The 26,397-nt window shown below is 69.9% G+C and carries 14 protein-coding genes; 5 read left to right on the forward strand and 9 right to left on the reverse strand.

All coding sequences use genetic code 11. The features are described 5' to 3' along the window. Nucleotides 1–18: 18 nt before the first annotated feature. A complete protein-coding gene (locus ABEA24_RS10960) occupies nucleotides 19–909 on the reverse strand; it encodes a TIGR03619 family F420-dependent LLM class oxidoreductase (protein WP_425551161.1) in 891 nt (296 codons plus the stop codon). A gap of 318 nt (nucleotides 910–1,227) precedes the next feature. Here ABEA24_RS10960 and ABEA24_RS10965 point away from each other — a divergent pair, with 318 nt between their 5' ends. Further along, nucleotides 1,228–1,968 (forward strand): SDR family oxidoreductase, encoded by a 741-nt coding sequence (locus tag ABEA24_RS10965; protein ID WP_345430584.1) that lies wholly within the window; start codon nucleotides 1,228–1,230, stop codon nucleotides 1,966–1,968. Between the two features lie 318 nt (nucleotides 1,969–2,286). Then, complete coding sequence (locus ABEA24_RS10970) at nucleotides 2,287–2,643, forward strand: peptidase inhibitor family I36 protein (RefSeq protein ID WP_345430585.1); 357 nt, start codon at nucleotides 2,287–2,289, stop codon at nucleotides 2,641–2,643. Between the two features lie 65 nt (nucleotides 2,644–2,708). Here the strand turns inward: ABEA24_RS10970 and amaB are convergent, their stop codons facing one another. The 7 genes from amaB to ABEA24_RS11005 form a co-directional block, all read right to left on the reverse strand. Then, complete coding sequence (gene amaB / locus ABEA24_RS10975) at nucleotides 2,709–4,241, reverse strand: L-piperidine-6-carboxylate dehydrogenase (protein ID WP_345430587.1); 1,533 nt, start codon at nucleotides 4,239–4,241, stop codon at nucleotides 2,709–2,711. A gap of 17 nt (nucleotides 4,242–4,258) precedes the next feature. Then, nucleotides 4,259–5,407 carry an NAD(P)/FAD-dependent oxidoreductase gene (locus tag ABEA24_RS10980; protein WP_345430588.1) on the reverse strand — a complete coding sequence of 383 codons (1,149 nt, stop codon included), beginning with the start codon at nucleotides 5,405–5,407 and terminating at the stop codon, nucleotides 4,259–4,261. Nucleotides 5,408–5,421: 14 nt separating this feature from the next. Beyond that, a complete protein-coding gene (locus tag ABEA24_RS10985; RefSeq protein WP_345430589.1) occupies nucleotides 5,422–6,564 on the reverse strand; it encodes a Glu/Leu/Phe/Val family dehydrogenase in 1,143 nt (380 codons plus the stop codon). A 282-nt stretch (nucleotides 6,565–6,846) separates the two neighbouring features. Continuing rightward, on the reverse strand, nucleotides 6,847–7,776 hold the full coding sequence (locus tag ABEA24_RS10990) for a LysR family transcriptional regulator (protein WP_345430590.1): 930 nt from the start codon (nucleotides 7,774–7,776) through the stop codon (nucleotides 6,847–6,849). Next, entirely contained in the window at nucleotides 7,777–10,593 is a 2,817-nt protein-coding gene (locus ABEA24_RS10995) for an FAD-binding and (Fe-S)-binding domain-containing protein (RefSeq protein ID WP_345430591.1), read from the reverse strand. 87 nt (nucleotides 10,594–10,680) lie between these two features. Beyond that, the gene (locus ABEA24_RS11000) at nucleotides 10,681–11,427 is read right to left on the reverse strand and encodes a GntR family transcriptional regulator (protein WP_345430592.1); all 747 of its coding nucleotides are present in this window, start codon (nucleotides 11,425–11,427) and stop codon (nucleotides 10,681–10,683) included. A gap of 80 nt (nucleotides 11,428–11,507) precedes the next feature. Beyond that, entirely contained in the window at nucleotides 11,508–14,429 is a 2,922-nt protein-coding gene (locus ABEA24_RS11005; protein WP_345430593.1) for a glycoside hydrolase family 3 C-terminal domain-containing protein, read from the reverse strand. A 329-nt stretch (nucleotides 14,430–14,758) separates the two neighbouring features. Between ABEA24_RS11005 and ABEA24_RS11010 the strand changes: the two genes are divergently transcribed. The 3 genes from ABEA24_RS11010 to ABEA24_RS11020 all read left to right on the forward strand — a co-directional run bounded on the left by ABEA24_RS11010 (nucleotide 14,759) and on the right by ABEA24_RS11020 (nucleotide 22,433). Then, nucleotides 14,759–18,001 (forward strand): glycoside hydrolase family 3 C-terminal domain-containing protein, encoded by a 3,243-nt coding sequence (locus ABEA24_RS11010; protein ID WP_345430594.1) that lies wholly within the window; start codon nucleotides 14,759–14,761, stop codon nucleotides 17,999–18,001. 120 nt (nucleotides 18,002–18,121) lie between these two features. Then, nucleotides 18,122–19,657 (forward strand): right-handed parallel beta-helix repeat-containing protein, encoded by a 1,536-nt coding sequence (locus ABEA24_RS11015; protein WP_345430595.1) that lies wholly within the window; start codon nucleotides 18,122–18,124, stop codon nucleotides 19,655–19,657. Between the two features lie 10 nt (nucleotides 19,658–19,667). Further along, complete coding sequence (locus ABEA24_RS11020; protein ID WP_425551168.1) at nucleotides 19,668–22,433, forward strand: fascin domain-containing protein; 2,766 nt, start codon at nucleotides 19,668–19,670, stop codon at nucleotides 22,431–22,433. 49 nt (nucleotides 22,434–22,482) lie between these two features. On the opposite strand, the gene ABEA24_RS11025 is transcribed toward ABEA24_RS11020, so the two are convergent. Further along, complete coding sequence (locus ABEA24_RS11025) at nucleotides 22,483–26,040, reverse strand: choice-of-anchor D domain-containing protein (RefSeq protein WP_345430597.1); 3,558 nt, start codon at nucleotides 26,038–26,040, stop codon at nucleotides 22,483–22,485. Nucleotides 26,041–26,397 lie beyond the last annotated feature (357 nt).

Here is a 26,397-nt window from a genome sequence, read left to right on the forward strand (position 1 = left end):
CTCCCTAACCGGACCGCCTCATAGCGCGCGAATCAGACGCTGCGCAAGTGCCAGCAACTGATCGCCATTAGTACAGCCGAGCTGGAGATCGAGGAACGCTTCGTGCACACCCGCCATGGCCGCTGACCGCAGATAGTCGGCAATCTGCTCCACGGTGCCCGAATAGGGGACCATGTTCGCCGGTGCCGGCGATTCGGTGACGGTGGCGTTCACACGCAACACCAGGCGTAGCCCGTCGGGATCTCGCCCAACGCGCTCAGCCGATACCCGAGCGATGTTCCACAATCCCAGTAGATCCGAGAATGGCATCGCGACCCCGAGCCAGCCGTCGGCACGGCGACCGACCCGCTCCAATGCCGCTGGGGTGAAGCCGCCAAGATAGATCGGTGGTCGCGGTCGCTGCACCGGCTTGGCATGGACATAGGACGGTGGGATCGGCCAGCGCGAGCTTTCATGAGATGCGGGATCACGGGTCCAGACTTCCTCAAGCACATCAAGAGTCTCCTCCAGGCGCCCTGCCCGTTCAGCCCACGGTACGCCGACAGCCGCATATTCTTCGGTGGACCAACCCAAGCCGAACCCAGCGTCCAGCCGACCACCACTCAGCAGATCAATCGTTGCGAGTGAGCGGGCCAGAAGGAGCGGTGGATACCATGGCGCATTCAGTGTACTTGTGCCCAGTCGGACCCGGCTGGTTATCAGCGCGATGCCGGAAAGCACTGCGAGCGGATCAAGGAATCTGCGATGCTCGTCGGGAATCAATCCGTCGAGGCTAGGGTAAGCATCTTTGGGTGCAATTGGCACCATAGCGCGGTCACCGACCCATACGCTCTGGTAGCCGATGGCTTCGGCCTCGCAAGCAACTCGTTTGACCGAGTCGACCGAGGCGAACGTACCGTACTGTGCCATCGCTAGCCCAATTCGCACGAAGCAACCTCCATCTAAGTAATTCCATGTTATCTCAACTGACAAATTTGTGTACTCTAGAGAATCTTAAGTCGGTCCTGCATCGTCGGCGCGAGCCCGTGGACGCCACTCACCCGGGGGCGTCACCGCTCACCCACAAGGTGAATGCACTTCACGACCGATTTATGGCCTGACCGTTACCCCTTAGCCCACCGCCCCCTTTTCCATCGCATGCACAGGCCACCTCGACACTTGCAATACCGGATGCGTATACCAATGATGGAGTACTTCCAGCCATCACAGGCTCCTTGATGAGGGAATATGGGAACACTTGACGGAAAGACCGCACTGGTGACAGGTGGATCGCGTGGCATTGGGCGCGCTATCGTGCACCGACTCGCCAGAGAGGGCGCATCGGTGGCGTTTAGCTACCTAACCAACAAGTCAGCCGCAAACGAAGTGGCAGATACTTCACACGCACCGCATGATCAGATCCATCCTATTCAAGCCGATCAGGGGCGGAGAGACGACCTCAAACGCCTTTTCGAGGAGAGCAATCGGCGTCTCGGCGGACTAGACATTCTTGTTATCAATGCCGCATCGTTCGGAAAGGCCAGGATAGCGGACGTCAAAGAAAGCGACTTCAATCGCGTCATGGCAGTCAACACTGAAGGGCCGTTTGTCGCCCTACAACTCGCCGATCAGATGATGCGCAAGAACGGTCGGATTATTAATATCTCCACCATCGGCACGGCCCGCTCGACCCCTAAATGGAGCCTGTACACCGCAAGCAAGGCTTTTTGTGAGCAGCTGATGTCCGTAGCAGCTCACGAATTCGGCCACCGCGGCATCACCGTAAATAGCGTGTCCCCGGGAGCGACCGAAACCGATGCACTGTACGAGGAACAGAGCCCCTCGATAATAGAAAACTTCGTAGCAGCGACAGCGCTTCGGCGCCTTGGACAACCTAGCGACATCGCGAATGTCGTAGCGTATCTCGCAGGACCCGATGCCCAGTGGGTCACTGGGCAGAATATCCGCGCTACCGGCGGCCTTCTGTGAAGGGACCGCACCGCGCGCTTCCTGCAACGCGATAGCGTCAGGCCGACTCTGTCGCGGGCCACAGCGCTCTTGGCGCACCCGTCGAGGATCGGACGACCGAGGCCAGCACAGCGGAATCCCGACACACTTCCTTGAAGCCGACTCCAACCGGCCCCCACCGGCCTGACGGAGACCGGGCCCGTATTGGAGCCTGGGAGCCAGTGTCACGCAAGCGACCATCACGTCACCCGGCCAGCAGTAACTACTCCTCGCTCAAGAATGGTTACTCTCTGCTATAACTCCACGTGTAGAGGTTGTGCCCCCACACGAAGGAGGACCATGAACGGGATCGTCCGTCGCGTTTCGTTGACGGTGGCCGGGGCCGCCGTCGCGGCCGGGGTGACAGTACCGGTCTCGGCGGCGCATGCCGATGAGCCGCTGCCGTGCCCACGCATCTTCGGGGTGCTGTGCGTCTTCACCGGACCAAATGGCCATGGTGAGCTGAGGCTGTTCCGTCACGAGGAGCAGTTCCTGGCCCCGCCCGTGCGCAGCGCGCAGAACCAGAGTCCTCTCCCCTGGTGCCTCTACAGGGACCCGGGGTTCAACGGGGAGCATCGCGAGATCGACCGCGGCCAGACCATCGGCGACCTCGGATTCCATGCCCACTCCGCCCGGCCGGGGAACTGCCCGGCCTGAGGCCCTGCGCACGCACCGCGGATGTCGCGCCCGGCCCACCGCCTCACGGTGGGCCGGGCGCCCGGTCAGACGTCGAACTCGACGCCCTGGGCCAGGGGCAACTCGCCGGAGTAGTTGATGGTGTTGGTGGCGCGGCGCATGTAGCCGCGCCAGGCGTCGGAGCCGGACTCGCGGCCGCCGCCGGTCTCCTTCTCGCCGCCGAACGCGCCGCCGATCTCGGCCCCGGACGTGCCGATGTTGACGTTGACGATGCCGCAGTCGGAGCCCTCGGGCGAGACGAACAGCTCCGCCTCCGCCTGGTCCCGCGTGAAGATGCTGGACGACAGCCCCTGCGGCACCGCGTTGTTGAGCGCGATGGCCTCCTCGAGCCTCTCGTACGGCATGACGTACAGGATCGGCGCGAACGTCTCCTGGGTCACGATCGTGGTCTGCTGCGGCATCCGTACCAGCGCCGGCTCGGCGTAGTAGGCGCCCGGCGCCTGGTCCTCCAGCCTGCGCCCGCCGCCGGCCACGAGCCTTCCGCCCTGTGCGACGGCGGCGTCCAGCGCGCCGCGCATGGCCTCGTACGCGCGCTCGTTGATGAGCGGCCCGACGAGCGTGCCGGGCGTCATCGGGTTGCCGATGGGCAGTCGGCCGTACGCCTCGGCGAGGCGGTCGACGAGCGCGTCGATGACGTCGGTGTGGGCGATGACGCGGCGCATCGTCGTGCAGCGCTGGCCCGCCGTCCCCGCGGCGGAGAACACGATGCCGCGTACGGTCAGGTCCAGGTCGGCCGACGGGCACACGATGGCGGCGTTGTTCCCGCCGAGCTCGAGCAGGGACCGCCCGAAGCGCTCCGCGACGCGCGGCCCGACCGCGCGGCCCATGCGGGTCGAGCCGGTGGCGCTGACCAGGGCGACCCCCGGGTGGTCCACCAGCGCCTCGCCGACCTCGGGGCCGCCGATGACGACCTGGCTCAGGTGCGCGGGCGCGCCCTGTTCGGCCGCGGCGCGCTCCAGCAGGGCCGCGCTCGCCAGGGCGGTCAGCGGCGCGAGCTCCGACGGCTTCCACACGACCGGGTCGCCGCACACGAGGGCGATCGCGGTGTTCCACGCCCAGACGGCCGCCGGGAAGTTGAACGCGCTGATCACGCCGACGACACCGAGCGGGTGCCAGGTCTCCATGAGGCGGTGGCCCGGGCGCTCGGAGCTGATCGTGCGGCCGTACAGCTGGCGGGACAGGCCCAGCGCGTAGTCGCAGATGTCGATCATCTCCTGGACCTCGCCGAGCGCCTCGGAGGTGATCTTCCCGACCTCCAGGCTGATCAGGGCCGCGAGGTCCTCCTTGTGCTCGGTGAGCAGCTCGCCGAACCGTTTCACCAGCGCGCCCCGTACGGGGGCGGGCACGCGGCGCCAGGCGAGGAACGCCTCCCCGGCCCGCGCGACGGCGGCGTCGACGGCGCCCGCGTCGACCCAGGTCGCGGCGGCCAGCCGTTCGCCGTTGACCGGCGAGGTGGTCGCGACCTGGGCGCCGAGCGCGTCCACGTCCACACCACAGCGCTTGGCGGTGTCTCGCGCCAGCGCGGCCAGTTCCTCGGCGCCGGGCAGCGTGGTCACCATCAGGGTTATTCCTCTCGTCAGACGATGTTGAGTTCGGGCCTGGCCCCGGTACGGGCGAAGCGGTGCGCGTCGAAGCCGGTGACGTCGACGAACGGTTCCCTGCCAAGGTAGAGGTCGCGGACGACCTCGCCGACGGCCGGGCTCATCAGGAACCCGTGGCCGGAGAAGCCGGTGGCGTAGATGAACCGGTCGAGGGCGGCGCCGATGAGCGCGTTGTGGTCGGGCGTCACCTCGTACAGGCCCGCCCATCCGGTGCCGAAGCCGACGTCCAGCAGGGCCGGGGCGCGGCGGGCCATGGCCTCGCCGAGCCGCGGCAGCCAGGCGTCGGACCGGTCGAGCTTGAAGCCTGGGGTCTCCTCGGGGTCGGACATGCCGATGAGCAGGCCGCGGCCTTCGGGGTGGAAGTAGAAGGAGGTGGCGAAGTCGATGGTGAACGCGGTCGGCGGCAGGTCGGGGATCGGCTCGGTGACGAGGATCTGCCGGCGCAGCGGCGTGACCGGCAGGTCGACGCCCACCCATTCGCCGACGGCATGCGACCAGGCCCCGGCCGCGCAGATCACGGTGTCGGTCTCGATGCGGCCGCCCTCGGTCCGTACGGCGACGATGCGGCCGTCGGCCGTCTCGATGCCGGTCCCGGCGCAGTTCGGCAGGAGGAGCGCGCCGTGGCGGCGGGCCGCGCTCGCGTAGCCGAGCACCACGGATTCGGGTGTGCAGTGGCCGTCGGTGGGCGAGTAGGCGGCGGCGAGCAGCCCGTCGGTGTCGATCAGCGGTGAGAGCTCCGCGGCCTCGGACGGCGTGATGATCCGGCTGGGGACGCCGAGGTCGTTCTGCACCGCGACGTTCTTCTCGAACTCCGCGACGGCCTCCGGCGAGTCGAGCAGGAACAGGTAGCCCGGCTTGTGCAGATCGATCTCCTGCCCGAAGCGCTCGGCGAAGGCGTCGAACGTCTCGAGGCTGCGTACGGCGAGCTCGATGTTGACCCGGTCGGAGAACTGCGCGCGCACTCCCCCGGCGGCCTTGGAGGTCGAGCCGGAGCCCAGCGGCCCCTTGTCGATGAGGACGACGTCGGTCACCCCGGCCGCGGCGAGCTCGTAGGCGGAGGCGACGCCGACGGCGCCGCCTCCGATGATGACCACCGAGGCGCGGGAGGGCAGCTCACGACTCATCGGCAGGTCTCCTCTCAAGCCGGCATGCGCCGGCGCAGGACCATCGCCTCGCGGACGCGGCTCTGGGCCAGCGCGTACGCCGCCTCGTGGGGCGTGATCTCCTGGTCGCGGGCCTCGCGCAGCACGGCGACCGCGTTGGCGCGCAGTTTGGCGGAGATCATGGCGAAGACGTCGTCCGGGCGCACCGGGAAGGGTGAGTGGCGGGCGTCCATCGAGTGCGCGGCCGCGACGATGCCGCCGGCGTTGGCGATGAAGTCGGGCACCACCGCGACGCCGCGCTTGTGCAGGATGGCGCGGGCCTCCGGGGTGGCCGGGAGGTTCGCCCCCTCGACGACGAGCTTGGCGGTGGTCGATTCGGCCACGCCGGCGTCGATCACGTCCTCGCGGGCCGCCGGCACCAGGATGTCCGCGGCAACCGTCAGGGCCCGCTCCGGCGGCGCCGGCGGGCCGTACTCGCGGACGCAGTCGTCGCCGAGCTCGGCGCTGAGCGCGAGGAGCCGGTCCACGTCGAGGCCGTCGGGGTCGTACGCGCAGCCCGACGCGGTGGACGCGGCCACCACCACGGCGCCGAGCTCGGCCAGCCGGCGGACGGCGGCCCGGCCGACGGCGCCGAAACCCTGGACGGCGACACGGGCGCCGCGCAGTTCGAGGCCGAGCTCGGTGGCGGCGGCGTCGGTCGCCTCCGCGACGCCGTAGCCGGTGACGCCCAGCTGGTCGTACGGGAGGCCGCCGAGCGCGCTGGGCAGGCCGACGGCCGCGCCGCGATCGCCGAGCTCGTCGAGCAGGACGGCGGCGTCGTTCTCGGTCAGGCCCATGTCGAGGCCGAACACGTACTCCTTCGGCACCTCGTTGGCCAGCGCCCGGGCGAAGGCGCGCAGGATCTCCTCCTTGTTCGGCGCGGCGGGGTCGGCGACGATGCCGGCCTTGGCGCCGCCGTGGAACAGGTCGACCGCGGCCCACTTCCAGGTCATGGTGCGGGCGAGCCGGGCGATCTGGCCGACGGTCACGGCCGGGCTCATCCGGGTGCCGCCCTTGCCCATCCCGCGCGAGGTGTTGTCCAGCACGAGGACACCGCGCATGCCGGTTCTGCGGTCGGACACGCAGACGACCTTCTCGGGTCCCCACTCGTCCATGAGCGCGAAGACGTCATCGGTCACGGCGGCGCTCCACCTCTCGGCATCGCTCACGGCGGCGCTTCCACCTCTTGTCGTCGGTCACGGCGGTGCTTCCACCTCTCGGCATTCGTCACGGCGGCGCTCCGCCTCTCGGCATCGCCCACAGCGGCGTTTCCGCCTCGCGGCATCGCTCACAGCGGCGTTTCCGCCTCGCGTCTCGGTCGGTGCGTCCAGCATCGGGGAGCGCGCCGAGCCGGAGGAAGCGGCTGAGCACCGCCATCTGTGGGCGTGGCCGAAGAAGTTCTTATGCTTCCGAGGGAGTTCTCATGCTTCCGCCGCGATACCGGGGAGGTCGCCGGCGAGCCGGGCCGCGGATTCGCGCAGCACCTCAACCGCGCCCGTCACCACGGGGTTCGCGGCCGCGGGCCGGTACACCGCGACGACGCGCCGGCGGGCCTCGGCCCCGTCGAGGCGGGTCGCGACCACGCCCTCGCTCGGCTGGTGCGCGAGCGCCGGGACGAGCGCCACGCCGAGGCCGGACCGTACGAAGCCGCGGATGACGCTGTAGTCGTTGCTGCGGTAGTCGAGCTGGGGCTGGTATCCCGCCTGGGCGCACAGCCGGTTCAGGCAGGACGCCCCGGCGGTGCCCTCCCGGGCGGCCACCCACGTCTCGCGCCGCAGGTCGGCGAGCGCGACCGCCTCGGCGGCGGCCAGCGGATGCCGTTCGGGCAGCAGGAGCAGCAGCTCCTCCTCCAGCAGCCGGACCTCCTCCAGGTCCTCCGGCCAGGGCCTCGGCACCAGGTCGTACCGGTAGACCAGGGCCAGGTCGAGCTCGCCCGCGCGGACGAGCGGAAGGAGCTCGTCGGGCTCGCCCTCGTCGAGGAGGATCTCCACCGACGGGTACGACCGGGCGTACGCGGCCAGGCCGATCGGCAGCAGCCGCTGGCTCGCCGTGGGGAAACTGCCCAGCCGCAGCCGGCCGATCCGCCCCGCGCTCATGCCGCGGACGTCCTCCTCCAGCGCGTCCAGCGCGGACAGCACGTCGACGGCCCGCCGTACGAGGTAGACGGCCGCCGGCGTCGGCGTGATCGTGTGGGCCCCGCGTTCGAACAGCGGCATCCTGACCGCCCGCTCCAGCGCCGCGATCTGCTGGGAGACCGCGGAGCCGGTGTAGCCGAGCCGCCGCGCCGCGTCGGCGAACGAGCCGGCCTCCACGACCGCGGTCAGCGTGCGCAGGTGGACGGGGTTGAGCAACTACTCGCCCAGTCGTTCGGCGAGGAGCTGGGCCAGGTGGACCCCCTGCCGGGGCGACAGGTCAGAGATCTGCGTGCGGCAGGAGAAGCCGTCGGCGAGGACGACCGTCTCCTCGTCCGCGTCGCGGAGCGCGGGCAGCAGCTGGTGTTCGGCCACCGCCACGGACACCTCGTAGTGCCCCTTCTCGACGCCGAAGTTGCCGGCCAGCCCGCAGCAGCCGCCGAGCCGCTTCACGTCCGCGCCCGCCTCCCGCAGCAGCCGGGCGTCCTGGTCCCAGCCCATGACGGCATGGTGGTGGCAGTGCGGCTGGGCCACCACCGTCGTCCCGTCGAACGAGGGCGGCCGCCAGTCCGGGGTCTCGGCCAGCAGCTCGGCCAGCGTGCGGGTCCGCTCCGCCACCGGGGCCGCCACCGACTCGTCCAGCAGCTCCAGCGCGTCCGAGCGCAGGACTCCCGTGCAGGACGGCTCCATCCCGACGATCGGCATGTCGGCCTCGGCCAGCTCGGCGACCGTACGGCCGAGGATCTTCTTGGCCGCGTCGAGCTGGCCCGTGGAGATGTAGGTGAGGGCGCAGCACTGCCCGCGTTCGCTGATCCGCGGCACGTAGCCCGCGGCCTCCAGCACGGCCACCGTCGCGCGGCCGACCTCGGGCGCGAAGTGGTCGGTGAAGGTGTCGACGAACAGCATGACCGGACGGCCCTCCGCCGGGCGGTCGCCGCGAGTCCGCTCGAACCAGTCGCGGAACGTCCGCGGCGCGAACTCGGGCAGGTTACGTCGACGGTCCACCCCGGCCACCGCGAGCGCCGCCCGCCGCAGCCCCGGAACCCGCAGCGCGCCGTTGACGACGCGCGGCATCCGGCCGGCCAGCCGCGCCCAGAGCGGCAGCCGGCCCAGCGAGTAGTGGGAGGCCGGGCGCAGCCGTCCCCGGTAGCTCTGGTGGAGCACCTCGGACTTGTACGCGGCCATGTCGATGCCGGTCGGGCAGTCCGAGGCGCAGCCCTTGCAGGACAGGCACAGGTCGAGGGCCTCGTGGACCTCGGGCGAGCGCCACCCGCCGTCGACGAGCGAGCCGTTGACCATCTCCTGCAGCACCCGGGCCCGCCCGCGCGTGGAGTCCTTCTCCTCCCGGGTGGCCAGGTATGACGGGCACATCACCCCGCCGGAGGCGGTGTTGTCCGCGCGGCACTTGCCCACGCCCGTACAGCGGTGCACCGACTGGCCGAAGTCGCCGCCGTCGTGGCGGTAGGCCAGGGCGAGGTTCTTCCGTACGGGGTGGGCGGCGGGAACGCGCAGGTCGGCGTCGACCGGGCGGGGCCGCACCAGCACTCCGGGGTTCAGCACGTCGCCCGGGTCGAAGATGCCCTTCACCCGGCCGAACAGGTCCATGGCCGCCTCGGAGTACATCAGCGGCAGCAGCTCGCTGCGGGCGCGGCCGTCGCCGTGCTCGCCGGACAGCGAACCGCCGTACCCGGCGACCAGCCCGGCCGCGGCCTCCAGGAAGCCGCGGAACCGCTGCGGCCCCTCCGGCCGGTCCAGCGGCCAGTCGATCCGGATGTGCAGGCAGCCGTCGCCGAAGTGCCCGTACGGCAGGCCGGTCACGCCGAACTCGCCCATCAGCGCCTCGAAGTCGCGCAGGTAGCGGCCCAGCATCTCCGGAGGCACGGCGGCGTCCTCCCAGCCGCCGTGCGCGGGCAGCCCGGCGGGGCTGCGGCCGGACAGCCCGGCGCCGTCCTCGCGGATCCGCCACAGCGAGGCCGCCCGCGCCGGGTCCGTGACGACGAGGGCGTCGTCGCGGCCGGCGGCCAGCCGACCGGCCCGGTCGAGCACCTCGGCCTCGTCGTCCCCCGCGATCTCGACGAACAGCCACGCGGCCCCGCGCGGCAGCGGCGGCACCGCGCCCGGCCCCCGACGCGTCCGCACCACGTCGACGATGCGCGCGTCGATGCCCTCACAGGCCGTCGGCCGGTGCTCCAGCACGGTGGGCGCGGCGTCCCCGGCCGCGGCGATGTCGTCGTAGCCGAGCACGACCAGGACCCGGTGCGCCGGGTCGGTCACCAGCGTCACCGTCGCCTCGGTCAGCACGGCGAGGGTGCCCTCGCTGCCGACCAGCAGGCGGGCGACGTCGAACCGCCGCTCCGGCAGCAGGTGCTCCAGCGCGTATCCGGACACCTGCCGCCCGAACCGGCCGAACTCCGTCCTGATCGCGGCGAGGTTCGCGTTCGCCAGGTCGTGCAGCGCGGTGAGCTCGGCGGGAGCACCCGGTGCCGGCTCGCCCAGCCGTGCCGCCAGGTCGAGCGCGGTGCCGTTGCCGGTCACGGCCTTGAGCGCGGCGATGTTGTCGGAGGTGCGGCCGTAGCCGAGCGTCCGGGACCCGCACGCGTTGTTGCCGATCATGCCGCCGATCGTGCAGCGCGTGTGGGTGGAGGGATCGGGGCCGAACCTCAGCCCGTACGGGGCGGCCGCCCGCTGCAGCTCGGCCTGGACGACGCCGGGCTGGACGACCGCGGTCCGGGCCTCGGGGTCGACGTGCAGCACCTTCCGCATGTGGCGGCTGAAGTCCAGCACGAGTCCCGGCCCGACGGCGTTGCCGGCGACCGACGTGCCGGCACCGCGGGCGGTCAGCGGGATCTCGTGGCGCGCGCACAGCTCGACCGCGGCGGCCACGTCCTCGGCCGATCGGGGCCGGGCGACCAGCAGCGGCGGCACCCGGTAGAGGGAGGCGTCCGACGAGAACGCCGACCGCGACGTGGAGTCGGTGAGCACGTCGGTGAGGCCGCGTCGCCGCAGCTCGGTCGCGAGGGTGGCAGCCCGATCCATAAGTAGCATGTTACATGCGACTTCTGGCGCGATGGGTGGGTATCCGGTCGGCTCCCACGACCTGCGCGAGGCGGCGAACAGCCCTGGTCAGGGCTGGTCGATGATGGACGCCCACAGCGCGTCCACGTCGACCGGCTCGCCCTGGGCCCGGGCCGCCTGCCGGGCCAGGATCAGGCCGGTGTTGGTCAGGTGCGCCCGCATCGCCCGTACGGCGCCTTCGGCGTCCGCGGCGGCGACGGCGGCCACGATCGGCTCGTGCTCCTCGTGCACCTGCCGGAGGGTGCGGGACCGATCGTCGGTCGACGTACCGAGGATGCGCATGGTGTCGCGCAGGCCTCCGACGATCGCCCGGGCCCGGCTGTTGCCCGCCGCGACCAGGATGTGGTCGTGCAGGGCCTGGTCCAAGTGGAAGAACAGCGTCTCGTCACCGGCCTCCACCGCCACCGCCATCTGGTCCATGGTCACGCGCAGCGACTCGGCGAGCCCGGCCGGATCGCCACTGGCGACCCGGTGGACGGCGGGCAGCTCCAGCGCCAGCCGTACGCCGAAGATCTCGACGATCTCCCTGGGGTGCGGCAGCACGACACGGAAGCCCCGGTTGCGTTCGACCTGCACCAGGCCCGCGTCCGCGAGCCGGAGCAGCGCCTCGCGCACCGGGCTCCGGGAGACGTTGAGCTGCTCGGCCACCTGGTAGACGGAGTAGAGCCGGCCGGGGACCATCGCGCCGGTGTGCACCGCGCGACGCACCTCGGAGATCACCTGCTCGGCCAGCGACCGCCGCGCGTGCGGCAACGGCTGCAGCTTGAGCTCGGCGTGCTCGCGGGTGGGCGGCATGCTCGCATGCTACCCACCCGAAACCGACGTGATCGTCCCCGGAACGCCGAGCCCGGGCGGTCCTTCCGTACCGCGTCCGCTCAGTCGTTGATGAGGTCGAACTCCTCCCAGGGCCCGATCGCCGTACGGTTGGCGATCAGCGAGGCGGCGCCGGCGTTCTCCGCGCAGACGTAGTCGTTGTTCGCGTGCGCCCGCAGGCTGACGCTGCCGTCCGAATTGTGGATCAGGTCGAAGGTCTGCGCCGTGCCGACGCTCGTCGCATCGGCGATCAACGGTGAGGTCCCGGCGGTGACGTACTTGTCGTTGGCGTGCGAGCGGAGCGCGATCACGCCGTTGCCCTGGTCGATCTCATCGAACTGCTCCCACGGCCCGATCGCGGTCCGGTTCGCGATCAGCGCCGCGGCTCCGGCGTTCTCCGCGGTCACGTACTGGTTGTTCGCGTGCGCCCGCAGCGTGATCACGTGGCTCGTCGAGGCCACGGTGACCTGACCGGTGAGGCGGATGTCACGGGAGGACGCGCCGACGAGGATCTGATGGGTCCCGGCGGCGGTCGTCCACCCGCTGCCGTTCCAGTACTGGAAGCTGCGGGCGTCCAGGTTGACCGTCACATGCTTGGTCTGGCCGGCGTCGAGCGCGACCCGGCTGAAGCCGCGCAGGTTCTTGGGCGGCTCGCCGGTCGAGGAGGGCTGGCCGACGTAGACCTGGGCGACCTCAGCTCCGGCCCGCGAACCGGTGTTGGTGACGTCGAAGCCGACCGCGACGTTGCCGGAGGAGTCGGGCGTCCCGACGGTCAGGTTCTTGTAGCCGAAGGTGGTGTAGGACAGGCCGTGCCCGAAGGGGAACATCGGCGTCTTGCTCTTCGCGTCGTACCAGCGGTAGCCGACGTTCAGGCCCTCGGAGTACTGCACGGTCCCGTTCTGGCCCGGCCACTGTGCGGCGGTGCTCGCGGGCACGTCGGCGAGGCTCTGGGGGAAGGTGACCGGGAGCTTGCCGGAGAAGTTCACGTCGCCGTACAGCAGCGCGGCGATCGCCGTGCCGTCCGTCTGGCCCGGATACCAGTTCTCGATGACGCCCTTGACCGCGTTCGCCCAGGGCATGGTGACCGCCGAGCCACTGTTCACGACCACGACGGTGTTCGGGTTGGCGGCGGCGACGTCGGTCACCAGCGTGTTCTGGTCGCCGGACAGGTCCATGGTGTTCAGGTCGGCGCCCTCGCCCTCGCCGTTCGAGACGAAGACCACGGCGACCTGGGCCGCGCGCGCCGCCGCGACGGCCTCGTCGTGCAGGTTCTGGTTCGGGATCTGCCAGCCGAGGCTGACCTGGCTGCCGCCGCCGTCCTGGAAGTAGTCGACCTCGATGTCCACCGGCTGTCCTGCCGTGAGGGAGACGGTGCCGGTCTTGGTGGTCGGCGGCTGGTCCGCCCAGTTGTTGATCACCTGCTGGCCGTTGACGTACAGCCGGCTGCCGTCGTCGCTGGTCAGGGCGAAGGTGTACGTGCCGGTCGTCGGCGGGGTCAGCTTACCGGTCCACTTGACCGACCAGCCGTTGCTCGGAAGGCCCGACGCGGGCGGCTGGCCGCCCCACAGGAAGTTGACGTTCGGATCGGTCCGCGTGAGCACCGGGGTTCCGCTCATGCCGGTGTTGTTGTAGTACTGCGCGGTCAGCCCGTTCCCGGAGCCCGACGACGGGGTCAGGTACGTCGAGTCGACGACCTGACCGTTCGGCGATGCGACGCCCTGGGCGTACGTGACCTTGGCTCCGCTGCCCGCACGGGACTTGATGCCCTGGTACGGCGTGACGACGGAGGCCAGCGTCGAGGGGTTCACGTGGGCGCTGCCGCCGCCCGCGGTCATCGCGTTCGCGCCCGCGTCGTCGCCGATCACCGCGATCGACGAGGTCGAGGATCCGAGCGGCAGTGTCGAGCCGCTGTTCTTCAGCAGCACGCTGCCCTCCTCGGCGGTCTTCGTGGCGGTCGCCTGGTGGGCGTCGGAGGTGACGGTCGCACCCATGGTCCCGGTCGGCGGCGAGTCGAAGAGACCGCTGGCGAACATCGAGGTCAGGATCCGGCGGACGTGGTCGTCGATGGTCGCCTGGGAGACCTGGCCGTTGTTCACCGCGGCCGTGAGGGCGTCGCCGTAGTAGGTGCTGCCGGTCATCTCCTGGTCGAGGCCGTTGTTGGCCGAGGCGACCGTGGAGTGCGTGCCGCCCCAGTCGGAGGTGACGAACCCAGAGAAGCCCCACTGCTGCTTGAGGATGGCGTTTAGGAGCTGCCCGTTCTCGCAGGCGAAGGTGCCGTTGATCTGCGAGTAGGAGCACATCGCCGAGTAGGCCTTGCCGTCCTTGACGGCGGCCTCGAAGGCGGGCAGGTAGATCTCCCGCTGGGTGCGGTCGGCGATGACGGCGTTGTCCTGCGAGGTGTTGCGGTAGGTCTCCTGGTTGTAGACCGCGTAGTGCTTGACCTGCGCCATCGGGCCCTGCGCCTGGATCCCATTGATCTCGGAGGCGCCGAGCTGCGCGGCGAGGTACGGGTCCTCGCTCAGTGACTCGAAGGACCGGCCCCAGCGCGGATCGCGGTCGATGTTGATCGTCGGGCCGAGCACGGTGTTCGCGCCCTTGCCCCACGCCTCGGCGCCGATGACCTTGCCGTACTCCCCCATCAGGTCGGTGTCCCAGGTCGCCGCGCCGGCGACGGGCGCGGGCAGCTGGGTGACACCGGTGGCACCGTCGGCAACACCGGCGGGGCCGTCCTGCAGCCGCAGCTGCGGGATCCCGAGGCGGGTGTTGCCGTCGACGCAGGCGCCGTAGTCGCAGGAGGCGCCCTGATGCATCATGGTGATCTTCTCCGCGAGGGTCATCTGCGCGAGGAGTGCGTTCGCCCGGTCGACAGGGGCCAGCGCCGTGTTCTGCCACGGCCGGGCCGCGGCGTTCGCGGGCACGCCGGCCAGCAGCCCTCCGATGAGTGCCCCGATGGCGGCGACGGTTCTGAGTAGCTGTCCTCTCATCGCGGGCTCCGATCGAAGACTGTTCGCATTTTTCGTGAAGTTATCCAGACTTTGCAGTCCATTGTCAAGAGGTCCCAAAGATCGGACGTCCTTGACAGCTCCTGTGATGGGCGTCACTCTGCCTGAGAGCGCTCTCAGTGCTGTGGGCGCTTACGCCCCTGCCCGCCTTCCACCCCCCGCCAGGTGTGGCCGAACCGGCATGGCGTGCCGGCTCTGAACGCCGTTCCCCCTTGCGGCGGCGTCCCCGTGTCCGCGCATGCCCTCATGCCGCCGGATCCGCCACCACCGCGAATCGCCGGTGTCCGCCTCCCACCGGCCGAGGAGCCCCGATGTTCCGCGCCCGCCCCAGACGCGTCCTCGACTCGCCACGCTCACTGATCGTCGTGCTCGTCGCCCTCGCCGGGCTCATCGCCGCGTCGACGGCCGTGGCACCGCCCGGCCGCGCCGCGGCGGTCCTGCTCTCCCAGGGCAAGCCGACCACGGCCTCGTCCACCGAGAACGCCGGCACGCCCGCGTCGGCCGCGACCGACGGCGACACCGGCACCCGCTGGTCCTCGGCGTTCAGCGACCCGCAGTGGCTCCAGGTCGACCTCGGATCCAGCGCCACCGTCAGCCAGGTGGTCCTGCAGTGGGAGACCGCGTACGCGAGCGCGTTCCAGATCCAGACCTCCGCCGACGGGAACACCTGGACCACGGTCTACTCCACCACGACCGGCACCGGCGGCACGCAGACGCTGAACATCTCCGGCACCGGCCGCTACGTGCGGATGTACGGCTCCGCCCGCGCGACCCCGTACGGCTACTCGCTCTGGGAGTTCCAGGTCTACGGCTCAGGGGGATCGGCGTCGTGCGGCACCGCCGACTCCGCCCTGAACCGGCCGACGACCGCCTCGTCGGCCGAGAACGCCGGGACGCCCGCGTCGGCCTCCACCGACGGCGACACCGGGACTCGCTGGTCCTCGGCGTTCAGCGACCCGCAGTGGCTGCAGGTCGACCTGGGCTCGTCGCAGCAGGTCTGCGGCGCCCGGCTGACCTGGGAGGCCGCCTACGCCACCGCGTTCCAGATCCAGGTCTCCGGGGACGGGACGAACTGGACGACGATCTATTCGACCACAACGGGCACCGGCGGCACGCAGACGCTGAACATCTCCGGCACCGGCCGCTACGTGCGGATGTACGGCACCGCCCGCGCGACCGCGTACGGCTACTCGCTCTGGGAGTTCGCCGTGTTCACCGTCGGCGGCGGCGACGGCAACGGCTCCTGTCCGTGGGTCGGGTCCACCGCGCCGGTGTCCCAGCGCGTCGCTCAGCTCATGGCGCAGATGACCCAGGACCAGAAGATCTCGATGCTGCACGGCAACGGCAACGCCTCGCCGTACATCGGGAACACCAGCGCGATCCCGGCGCTGTGCGTCCCGGCGATGGGCCTGGAGGACGGACCGGGCGGACCGGGTGACGGGCTCGGCGGCGTCACCCAGCTGCCCGCCCCCGTGGCCGGGGCCGCGACGTTCGACACCGCGCTCGAGCAGCAGTACGGCGTGGTGGCCGGCAACGAGTTCGCCGGCAAGGGCGCGGACGTCGCGCTCGGCCCGACGCTGAACATCGACCGCGACCCGCGCTGGGGCCGGGGCTTCGAGAGCTTCAGCGAGGACCCGTACCTGACGAGCCAGATGGCCGTCGCGCAGATCAAGGGCGTGCAGAGCCAGGGCGTCATGGCCCAGGCCAAGCACGCCGCGGTCTACAACCAGGAGACCTACCGCAACGGCATGTCGGACAACGCGATCGTCGACACCCGCACGCTGCAGGAGATCTACCTGCCCGGCTTCCAGGCGTCCGTCGGCCAGGGCGCCGCCGCCTCGGTGATGTGCGCCTACAGCGTGATCAACGGGAAGTTCGCCTGCGAGAACCCGTACATCCTGAACACGGCGATGTACCAGCAGGCGGGCTTCAACGGGTTCGTCACGTCCGACTGGGGCGCGCTGCACTCGGCGGCGCCCGCCGCCAACGCCGGCATGACCATGGAGATGCCGGGCGCGGCGTTCTTCGGTGACCAGCTCCGGCAGGCGGTCGCGTCCGGCCAGGTCAGCCAGGCGACGCTGGACACCATGGTCGGCCGGGTGCTGACCCAGATGTTCGCCTTCGGGCTGTTCGACAAGACCAAGACCGGCTCGACCGGCGCGGTCGTCACCACGGACGCGCACAAGGCCACCGCCCGCCAGGTCGCCGAGGAGGGCACCGTCCTCCTCAAGAACAGCGGCGTGCTGCCGCTGTCCACCTCCACCACCAAGAAGATCGCCGTGATCGGCGCCGACGGCGGCGCGGGCGTGGCGAGCGTCGGAGGCGGCAGCGCCACCGTCACCTCCTCCGGCACCGTCTCGCCGCTCACCGGCATCCAGAACCGCGCCGGGTCGGGTGCCACGGTGCAGTTCGAGGCGGCCGACGGCACCGACGGCATCAACCGCGCGGTCACCCTGGCCAAGTCGGTGGACGTGCCGATCGTGTTCGCCACGTATCCGCAGAACGAAGGCACCGACAACAGCTCGATCGACCTGCCCGGCCAGCAGAACCAGCTCATCTCCTCGGTGGCCGCGGCCAACCCGAAGACGATCGTGGTCCTGCACACCGGCTCCGCGGTGACCATGCCGTGGCTGAACCAGGTCTCCGGAGTCCTGGAGGGCTGGTACTCCGGCCAAGAGGTCGGCAACGCGCTCGCGGCGATCCTGTTCGGCGACGTCAGCCCGTCCGGCAAGCTGCCGGTGACCTTCCCGGCGAGCCTGAACGACGTGCCCGCGCACACCACCGCGCAGTGGCCCGGCAACGGCAGCCAGGTGCAGTACTCCGAAGGCGTGGACGTCGGCTACCGCTGGTACGACGCGAAGAACATCACGCCGCTGTTCCCCTTCGGGTACGGCCTGTCGTACACGACCTTCTCCTTCTCCAACCTGCAGGTCGGCGCGCTCGGCTCGGGCGGTTCGACCGTGACGGCCACCGTCACCAACACCGGGAGCCGGGCCGGGGCCGAGGTCGTCCAGCTCTACGCCGGCGCCCCGGCCTCCACGGGCGAGCCGCCGCACCAGCTCAAGGGGTTCCAGCGGATCGAGCTGCAACCGGGCCAGAGCCAGACCGTGCAGTTCACCGTGACCGCGCACGACCTGGCGCACTGGGACGACGCGGCGGGCGGCTGGACGACGACGCCCGGCACGTACCAGATCCTGGTCGGCGACTCCTCGCGCAACCTGCCGCTGACCGGCTCGCTCAACGTGACGAGCACGCTGAAGACCAGCGTGTCCGGCGCGGTGGTCGTCTCCGACCCGAAGGGCATGAGCAGCCCGGTCGGCGCGCCGGTCTCCCTGCGGATGACGACGACCGCCGCCGGGCGCGGCGGCCTGACCTTCACCGCCACGGGCCTGCCCGCCGGTCTGTCGATCAGCCGCTCCGGGACCATCACGGGCGCGGCCCGCCACGCCGGAACCAGCACGGTGACGGTGACCGCCACCGACTCCACCGGCGTCTCCGACACCACGACGTTCGTGTGGACGACGACCAAGCCGGTCCGCAGACCTTCCCGTTAGGAGGGGACAAGGCGAGGCCACCCATCGGCCGGCGGCCAGGGATCTCCGCCGGGACGATCGGGTGGCCTCGCCTCGCGGCCCGTCACGATCCCCCGTTCCCCGCCAGGAAGGATCATGTGCATGTCGGCTCGCGGAAGATCCGTTCCGTTCCTGTCCATGCTCGCGGCCGTCGCGGCGCTACTGGTGCCGATGACGGCCACCGGAGCCCGCGCCGCCGCGGCCTGCATCCCGTCGGGCACCGACGCCGCCATCAACGCCGCCCTCACCGGGTCCGGCTCGGCCGCCGTCCTCTGCCCCGGGGCCGTCTTCACCCTGAGCAACTCGATCAGGTTCACAGCCCCGAACCAGCGGATCGAGACGCAGGGCCTGCCCACCGACGACAGCCGGGCCACCCTCAAGCTGTCCGGCTCGCTCACCACGGCGATCAACGGCACCGACCAGTCCGGTGTGACGGTGCAGAACATCCAGATCGACGGCGGACGGCCCTCACTCGGTCGGCTGGACGGCGGCGCCCTGATGGAGATGGGCGCCTCGGGCACCGGCCAGACCGTCCAGAACGTCTACGCGCACGACACGCGGAGCTGGTCGACGCTGCACTTCATCGAGGGCGCCGTCACGAACAGCACGCCGGCCTGCCAGGGCGCGAAGATCCTGAACAACACGATCGGCCCGGCGGGAACCGACACCCCGAGCGGCACCTGGGCCGACGGCATCTCGCTGGCCTGCGGTAACAGCACCGTCCAGGGCAATACCGTCCAGGACGCCACCGACGGCGGCATCGTCATCTTCGGCGCGCCCGGCTCCTCGGTGAAGAACAACACGATCACGGCCAGGACGCGCACGCTGCTCGGCGGGATCAACCTCGTCGACTACGCGCCCATGAACGGCAACTACACCGGCACCACCGTCACCGGCAACACGGTCGACGCGCAGAGCGCCTTCATCAAGGTCGGCATCGCGATGGGCCCCCAGGTGTGGGGCTGCGGAACCGGCACCAACTACGGCGCCTCGGTCACCGGTAACACGCTGCGCGGCGCCCACATGGGCTACGGCTACGCCGTCAACGGCGTCCGCGACTGGACCGTCACCGGCAACGCCGACAGCTCCACCCATGTCGGCACGCCGAACGCAGGCTGCGGTGGCACGGTGTCGGCGCCGGGCCGCTTCCAGGTGCAGTCCGCGACCTCCAGCACGCTGCAGCCGGAGTTCACCAGCGCCCAGCTGACGTACGTCCTCGGCGTCGCCGAGCACCCGCCGACCGGTCAAGTGATCAGCCTGCGCGCCCACGCCGACAACCAGTACGTCACGGCGGACAACGGCGGAGCGTCGCCGCTGATCGCCAACCGCACGGCCATCGGCTCCTGGGAGCAGTTCGACCTGATCGACCAGGGCGGCGGTGCCATCGCCCTGCGCGCCCACGCGAACAACCAGTACGTCACCGCGGACAACGGCGGAGCGTCGCCGCTGATCGCCAACCGCACGGCCATCGGCTCGTGGGAGACGTTCGCCCTGGTCCACAACGCGGACGGCAGCGTCAGCCTGCGGGCGAACGCGAACAACGAGTACGTGACGGCCGAGAACGCGGGCGCGTCCGCGCTGATCGCGAACCGCACGGCGATCGGGCCGTGGGAAGAGTTCGACCTCATCCAGGACTGACGTGGTGAAGATGAAAGAGCATGGCAACCGGCCGATCCGGCGTCTCCTGGCGGTCCTCGCCCTGGTGGCGGGCGTGCTGGACCTCGCCGTGATCGTCCCGGCCCTCGCGTCCCCGACGGACGCGGCGTTCGACGGCTCGACCGGCGCGCTGAGCGTCGACTACGCCTCCTACCTGAGCAAGCACGACCTCGTCTACAACCGGCCCAACACGAACCCCGCGTACGGGCTGACCGTCGGCAACGGCCGTACGGGCGCGATGGTCTGGAACCAGAACGGCCTCACCATGCAGGTCTCCGGCGCCGACCTGTCCGAGCAGTCGGCGTACGCGGCTGGGCTCGTGAACCTGTACTCCACCCCCGGCATGGACACCGGATACTCCACCTATCAGCAGCGGCTGTCGCTGTACGACGGCACGCTCACCACCACGTACGACTCCGATCGCACGGTGACCGTCATGGGGTCGCCGAACTCCGAGGTCATGGGCATCCACGTCGACGACCACCGGACGAACGTGTCCAGCGTGGCACTCGACCTGAGCCTGTGGGATCCGAGCACGGTCACCAACGTCGGCGACGTCCCGAACCTGGACACCTGGAAGACCTACTCCACCTTCGCCGACTCGAACGGCGTCGGGATCAGCCGAGGACAGGCCGATCCGAACAACTTCGGCTCCACGCTGGCGGCGACCGTCGAAGGGGCGAGCTACACGAGCCAGGTGGTGAACGGCTCGAAGGTACGGCTCACCATCACGCCGTCCTCCAGTTACACGGTCTGGTTCACCGCCGCGAGTCGCCGGGGCGCGGCGAACCACGACTCGGTCGCCCAGGCACGGTCCCAGCTCGCCGGGGTGAAGAGCACCGGGTACGCCACGACGCTCAACAACTACCGCAACTGGTGGCACGACTTCTGGCAGCGGTCGTTCGTGCAGTACTCCGGCCTGTCCGGCGACGCGGACTACCTGGAGAACGTCTACTACCTCGCGACATACATGATCGCGTCGGGCGGGTACGGCGACTACCCGTTCCACTTCATCAACGGCGTCTACCGGTCCACCGGCGACCAGACCAAGTGGAGCTACGGCTACTGGTACTGGAACCAGCGGGACGTCTACAACTCGTTCCTCGCCTCGAACCACGCCGACCTGCTGAGCACGTTCAACCGCCTCTACAGCCGCAACCAGGGCGCGCTGAAGTCGTACACGAACACCCGCTACGGCGTGGACGGCCTGTGGGTGCCGGAGACGATGGGCTGGGACGGCAACGCGCGCGGCACGATCAACAGCGACTACACGAAGGACATCCTGTCCACCGGCACCGAGGCCGCGTACAACATGTACCTGCAGTACCGGTACACGAACGACGCGAACTACCTGCGGAACACCGCGTACCCGTTCATGCGGGACGTCGTGAAGTTCTACGCCGCGAAGCTGTCCCGTGACGGTTCCGGCAAGTACACGATGGCCAGTTCCAACTCCCACGAGACGTACTGGGACGTCCCCGGCGCCATCACCGACCTCGCCGCGGTGAAGAGCCTCTTCCCGGTGACGATCCAGGCGAGCCAGACCCTCGGCCTGGACGCCGACCTGCGGACGCAGTGGCAGAACATCCTCGACAACCTGGCGCCGTACCCGACCGACGGCAGCGCGTACCTGCCGCACACGCCGCCGATCGCGCAGACGCGCAACGACGAGAACGTCGCGTCGGAGGTCATCTGGCCGTACAACACGACCGGGATCGGCGCCCCGGACTACCAGACCGCGGTCAACACCTGGAACCGGCGGCCGTTCCCCTACGACAACGTGTGGGCCAACGACGCGATCCAGGCGGCCCGGCTGGGCCTGGGCGACCAGGCCTACAACGGCATGAGGACGATGCTGCAGAAGTACCAGAACTACCCGAACGGGCTGACCGCCAACACGAACGGCGTCTTCGAGTACCTCGGCGTGCACCTGTCGGTGGTCAACGAGTCGCTGCTGCAGAGCTACAACGACAAGATCCGGGTCTTTCCGGCGGTGCCGTCGGACTCCTCGTTCGCCGGGAAGTTCACGCTGCTGGCCAAGAACGGATTCCTGGTCAGCTCCGAGCGCGAGGCCGGCGAGGTCAAGTACGTCGGCCTGAAGAGCCTGTACGGCAACGCGGCGACGATGGTCAACCCCTGGGGGACCCAGCAGGTACGGGTCCGGCGCGTGTCGGACAACGCGATCATCACGACGTCGTCGAGCGGTGAGGTCACCTTCCCGACGTCGGCGAACACCGTGTACGTCCTGGAGCGCACCGCCAAACCGCTGAGCGCCTACTCCTCCACCCGGCTCACCGGCACGGCCAACCAGGGCGCCAAGTCGCTGTCCGGTACCGCCTCCACCCTCGGCCTCAGCGCCGGCAACGCCGTGATCAGCCTGCGGGCGCACGCGAACAACCAGTACGTGACCGCGGAGAACGCGGGCGCCTCCGCGCTCATCGCCAACCGCACGGCCATCGGACCGTGGGAGACGTTCGACGAGATCGACCTGGGCGGCGGCGCGATCGCGTTGCGGGCGCACGCGAACAACCAGTACGTCACCGCGGACAACGCCGGCGCGTCACCGCTGATCGCCAACCGGACCGCGATCGGGACGTGGGAGACGTTCGACCTCGTCCACAACGGCGACGGCAGCGTCAGCCTGCGGGCGCACGCGAACAACCAGTACGTGACCGCGGAGAACGCGGGCGCCTCCGCGCTCATCGCCAACCGCACGGCCATCGGGCCGTGGGAGGAGTTCGACCTCCTCCAGGACTGACGGGTTTCGGGGTGGCCCCCAAGGGGCCACCCCGCACCTCTTTACCGGGTCAGCTGTTCCAGACCTGGAAACTGGAGACCTGACCGGCGGGCCAGCCGCTGTTCGCCGTGACGTTCAGCCGGAAGTAGCGCTGGGTCGTCGCGGTGATGGGGATGGTGACCGTGTTGTTGCTCGACGGGTCGAAGGTGTAGTTCGCCGACGACTTGACCGTGGTGAAGTTCGTGCCGTCGGTGCTGCCGAGGATCGACAGCGTCTGGGTGCGCGCGCCCCAGGACGCCGGCAGTTGCAGGACGATCCGGCTCGCGCTCTGCGCGGAGCCGAGGTCGACCTGGACCCACTGCGGGAAGGCGTTGTTGGCGCTCTCCCAGTAGGTGTTCTGGTCGTTGTCGGTGACGTTGCTCGACGGGTAGACGTCCGTGTGGCTGGACTCGCTGGTCGGCTTGCCGGCCGCGAGGTCGGTGGATGAGGAGCCCGTGCCGGTTCCAGTAACCGCGACGGTGGTCGGGCTGTTGGTCGCGTCGCTGTGGACGGTGAGCGTGCCGGTCCGCGTCCCGGTCGCCGTAGGCCGGAAGCTCACGTTGACGGTGCAGGATGCGCCGGCCGACAGCGAACTGCCGCAGCCGTTGGTCATGGAGTAGTCACCGGAGGTCACGACGGAGGACAGCGACGCCGCCCCCGTGCCGGTGTTGCTGATCGTCACGGCCTTCGCCGCGCTGGTGGTGTTGAGGGCCTGGTCGCCGAAGGTGAGCGAGGTGGGGTCGGCGCTCAGCTTCGCGGATCCGGGCGAGCCGCTGCCGCTGGGGTAGACCTCGAGTTCGGAGGCCTGGCCCGCGGGCCAGCCCGAGTTGGCGGTGAAGTTGACGCGGACGTAGCGGGCGTTGGTGGCCGGTGTCGGGATGTTCACCACGTTGGTCGGCGAGGTGAAGGTGTACGTCGCGGAACCCACGGCGGTGCTGAAACCGGAGCCGTCGGTGCTGGTGAGCACCGAGAGGGTCTGCGTACGCGTGCCCCAGTCACTGGACGGCGGGAGCTTCAGGGTCACCTTGCCGATGGTGTACTGGGCGCCCAGGTCGACCTGCAGCCACTGGGGGAAGGAGCCGTTCGTGCTCTCCCAGTAGGTGTTGGCGTCGCCGTCGGTGGCGTTCGCCGCCGTGAAGCTGCTGTTCACCTCGCTGCTCGCCGAGGCCGGCCTGCCGCGGGCGATGTTGGTGTCGGTGCCGATGCCGCTGCCGGTGAGGGCGACCGTCGTCGGGCTGTTGTTGGCGTTGCTCGTGATCGCGACGTTGCCGGTACGGGTGCCGGACGCGCTCGGGGTGAACTTGACGGTCACGGTGCAGGAGGCGCCGACCGCGAGCGTCGAGCAGTTGTTGGTCTGGCTGAAGTCACCGCTCGCGGCGACGCCGGAGATCGTGGCCGAGGTGGTGCCCGTGTTGGTGACCGTCACGGCCTGCGTCGGCGCGGAACTGCCGACGATCGTTCCGGCGAAGGAGAGGGCGGCCGGGTCGGGAGTGAGGATCGGCCCGGGTGCCACGCCCGTACCGGACAGCGGGACGGTGTTGGCGACGCCGGACGCCGTGATGGTGAGGTTGCCCGTGCGCGACCCCGCCGCCGTCGGCGTGAACGTGACGCTGACCGTGCAGGACGCGCCGGCGGCGATCGAACTCCCGCAGTCGTTGGTCTGGCTGAAGTCGCCGCTCGTGCTGATCGAGCCGACCGGCGCCGCGGCGGTGCCGCTGTTGGTGACGGTCACCTTCTGCGCCGCGCTGGACGAGCCGGTGGCCACCGAACCGAAGCCGACCGAGGTCGGGCTGATCGAGATCTGGGATCCGTTGTCCGGCAGGTACGGCGGGAAGGTCGGGTTGGTGATGTTCTGGCACGCCGTCGAGTCGAAGACGCCGGAGTTGCCACCGCCGTCGGTCAGCGTGAACCCGACGCCGCAGTTGTAGATCGGCGAGGGCGCCTGCGTCCCGGTGGCGGTGCTGTTCGTGATCTTGGCTGAGCCGCCGACCTGCTCCTGGACGACCCAGGTTCCGGTGTTCTGGATCGTCGCGTTGTTGATGGACACGTTGGTGATGCTGGATCCCGAGACGAACTGGATCGCCTCGAACGGGCTCTGCTGGATGAGGATGTCATCGACGTTGACCTGCCCGCTCATCGCCGCGTCCCGCGCGTCGAACCACAGCGCGCCCACGCCGAAGTTCCAGTTCGGGTCGAGGCTGCCCGACCGGATGATCGTGTTGCGGAGAACGTCGGTGCGGCCGAGTGTCGTCGAGGCGAAGCGCTGGGCGACGTGGATGCCGCCGCCCTGGGTGAGGCCGGCGTCGATGACCCGGTTGTCGGCGACGGTGTTGTCGTGGCCGCCGTAGATGGCGATGCCGTTGGCGAGGATCGGATACTGCACCGTGTCGTGGTCGAAGGAGTCGTTCGCGTCGGCGTTGGTGTCGGACCAGGTCGCCAGGCCGTCGTCACCGAGATTGCGCAGGTCGCTGTTGGTCACCTTCGACCCGGTGACGCCGTTGTGGAAGTTGATGCCGTCCGCCGTCACGTTGCGGATCCGCATCCCGCTGAAGGTGAGGTTGGACAGCGGCCCGTCCATCCAGGCGCCGACCTTCTCGTGCTCGATCCAGACGCGGTCGACGGTGGAGTTGCTCAGCGCGCCGCCGATGCCGTTGACCTGGGCGCCGTCGTTGCGCTCCTGGACGTCGCCGAAGATGGCGAAGTCCGCGAGATGGACGCCGCTGCTGCCGTTCGGCGCGTAGTTGCCGTAGAAGCCGGGTGCCGCGCCGACGACCGTCGAGCGCCACATGCCCGCGCCCTTGATCGTGACGTTGTTGAGGATCAGGTGGCCCGGGATCTTGAAGGTTCCCTCGGGGATCCAGACCGTTCCGCCGGACCCTGCCGAGGAGATCGCCGCGTTGAACGCGTCGGTGGAGTCCGCGTTACCGGTCGGGTCGGCGCCCTTGCTGGTCACCGAGACCGAGCCGGACGGCTGGGACAGGGCGCCCGCGACGTTCTCGAAGTCGGCGAAGTCGACGGTGTACGAGGAGGCGCTGTTCCCCGCGTCGACCTGCAGCCGGAACTTCGTGCCCGCCTGGTACGTCGTCGAGAACAGCCGGTGCACCTCATCGTAGAAGTGGTGCGGGTTGCTCCCCGGCGTGTTGGTGAACGGGTAGCCGCCGTAGTACCAGCTGTACGCGTTGGTCAGCGTGAAGTCGGTCTGCTTCGTCCCGTTGATGTAGAAGGACAGCGGCGCGGTGTAGACCGAGCCGTTCGAGCTGTCCGGGATGCTGTAGCGGAAGACGATCGAGTTGGTGGCGACCGGGGTGGTGAACTCGACGTACTTGCCGCTGCCCTGCAGGGTCACGGCCTTGCGGTAGGAGGCCTCGGCGGGAAGCGTGTTGTAGGCGGCGCTCGGGCCGATGATCGTGCCGTTGGTCGTCGAGTTCTCGGCCTGGACCTCGACGTACGGCAGTGTCGCACCGACACCGCCCTTGGCGGCCGCATCGGCCGGACTCGCCGACACCGTGACGATGCCGACGGCGACGAGCGCGGCGCTGAGGAGTGCGCGGAGACGGGCCCTGCGTCTTCTGGCGGGCTTGTGGGACATGGCTGCTCACTCTCGTGAGGCCCCATGAGGTCACGGACCTGGAGGGGTCCGCTCGTCTCGCCGACGTGACGGGGCGGAGGTGGCGAGACGGCACGCCGGAGCGGGACCCGGCATCGGACCGCGCCGCGCCGGCCGGTGGGGTCGCCCGGCACGCGAGGTGATCCGGATGGAGGGCCGTGAGGGGGGCGGGGTCGGGTGACGGGGTGAGGCGTGTTACAGGGACGGTAACTCCCTTGACACCTCAGCGCAATATCCAAACAAATTGCTGCATCTTTCCGTCAGAGCTGAGAAAAACAACGACTGAGCATCCGCTCGCGGCCACTCCGTGCACCCCGGGATACGCGGAGTGGCCGCGGC

Source organism: Actinoallomurus vinaceus (assembly GCF_039542055.1).
GTDB classification, from domain to species: domain Bacteria; phylum Actinomycetota; class Actinomycetes; order Streptosporangiales; family Streptosporangiaceae; genus Actinoallomurus; species Actinoallomurus vinaceus.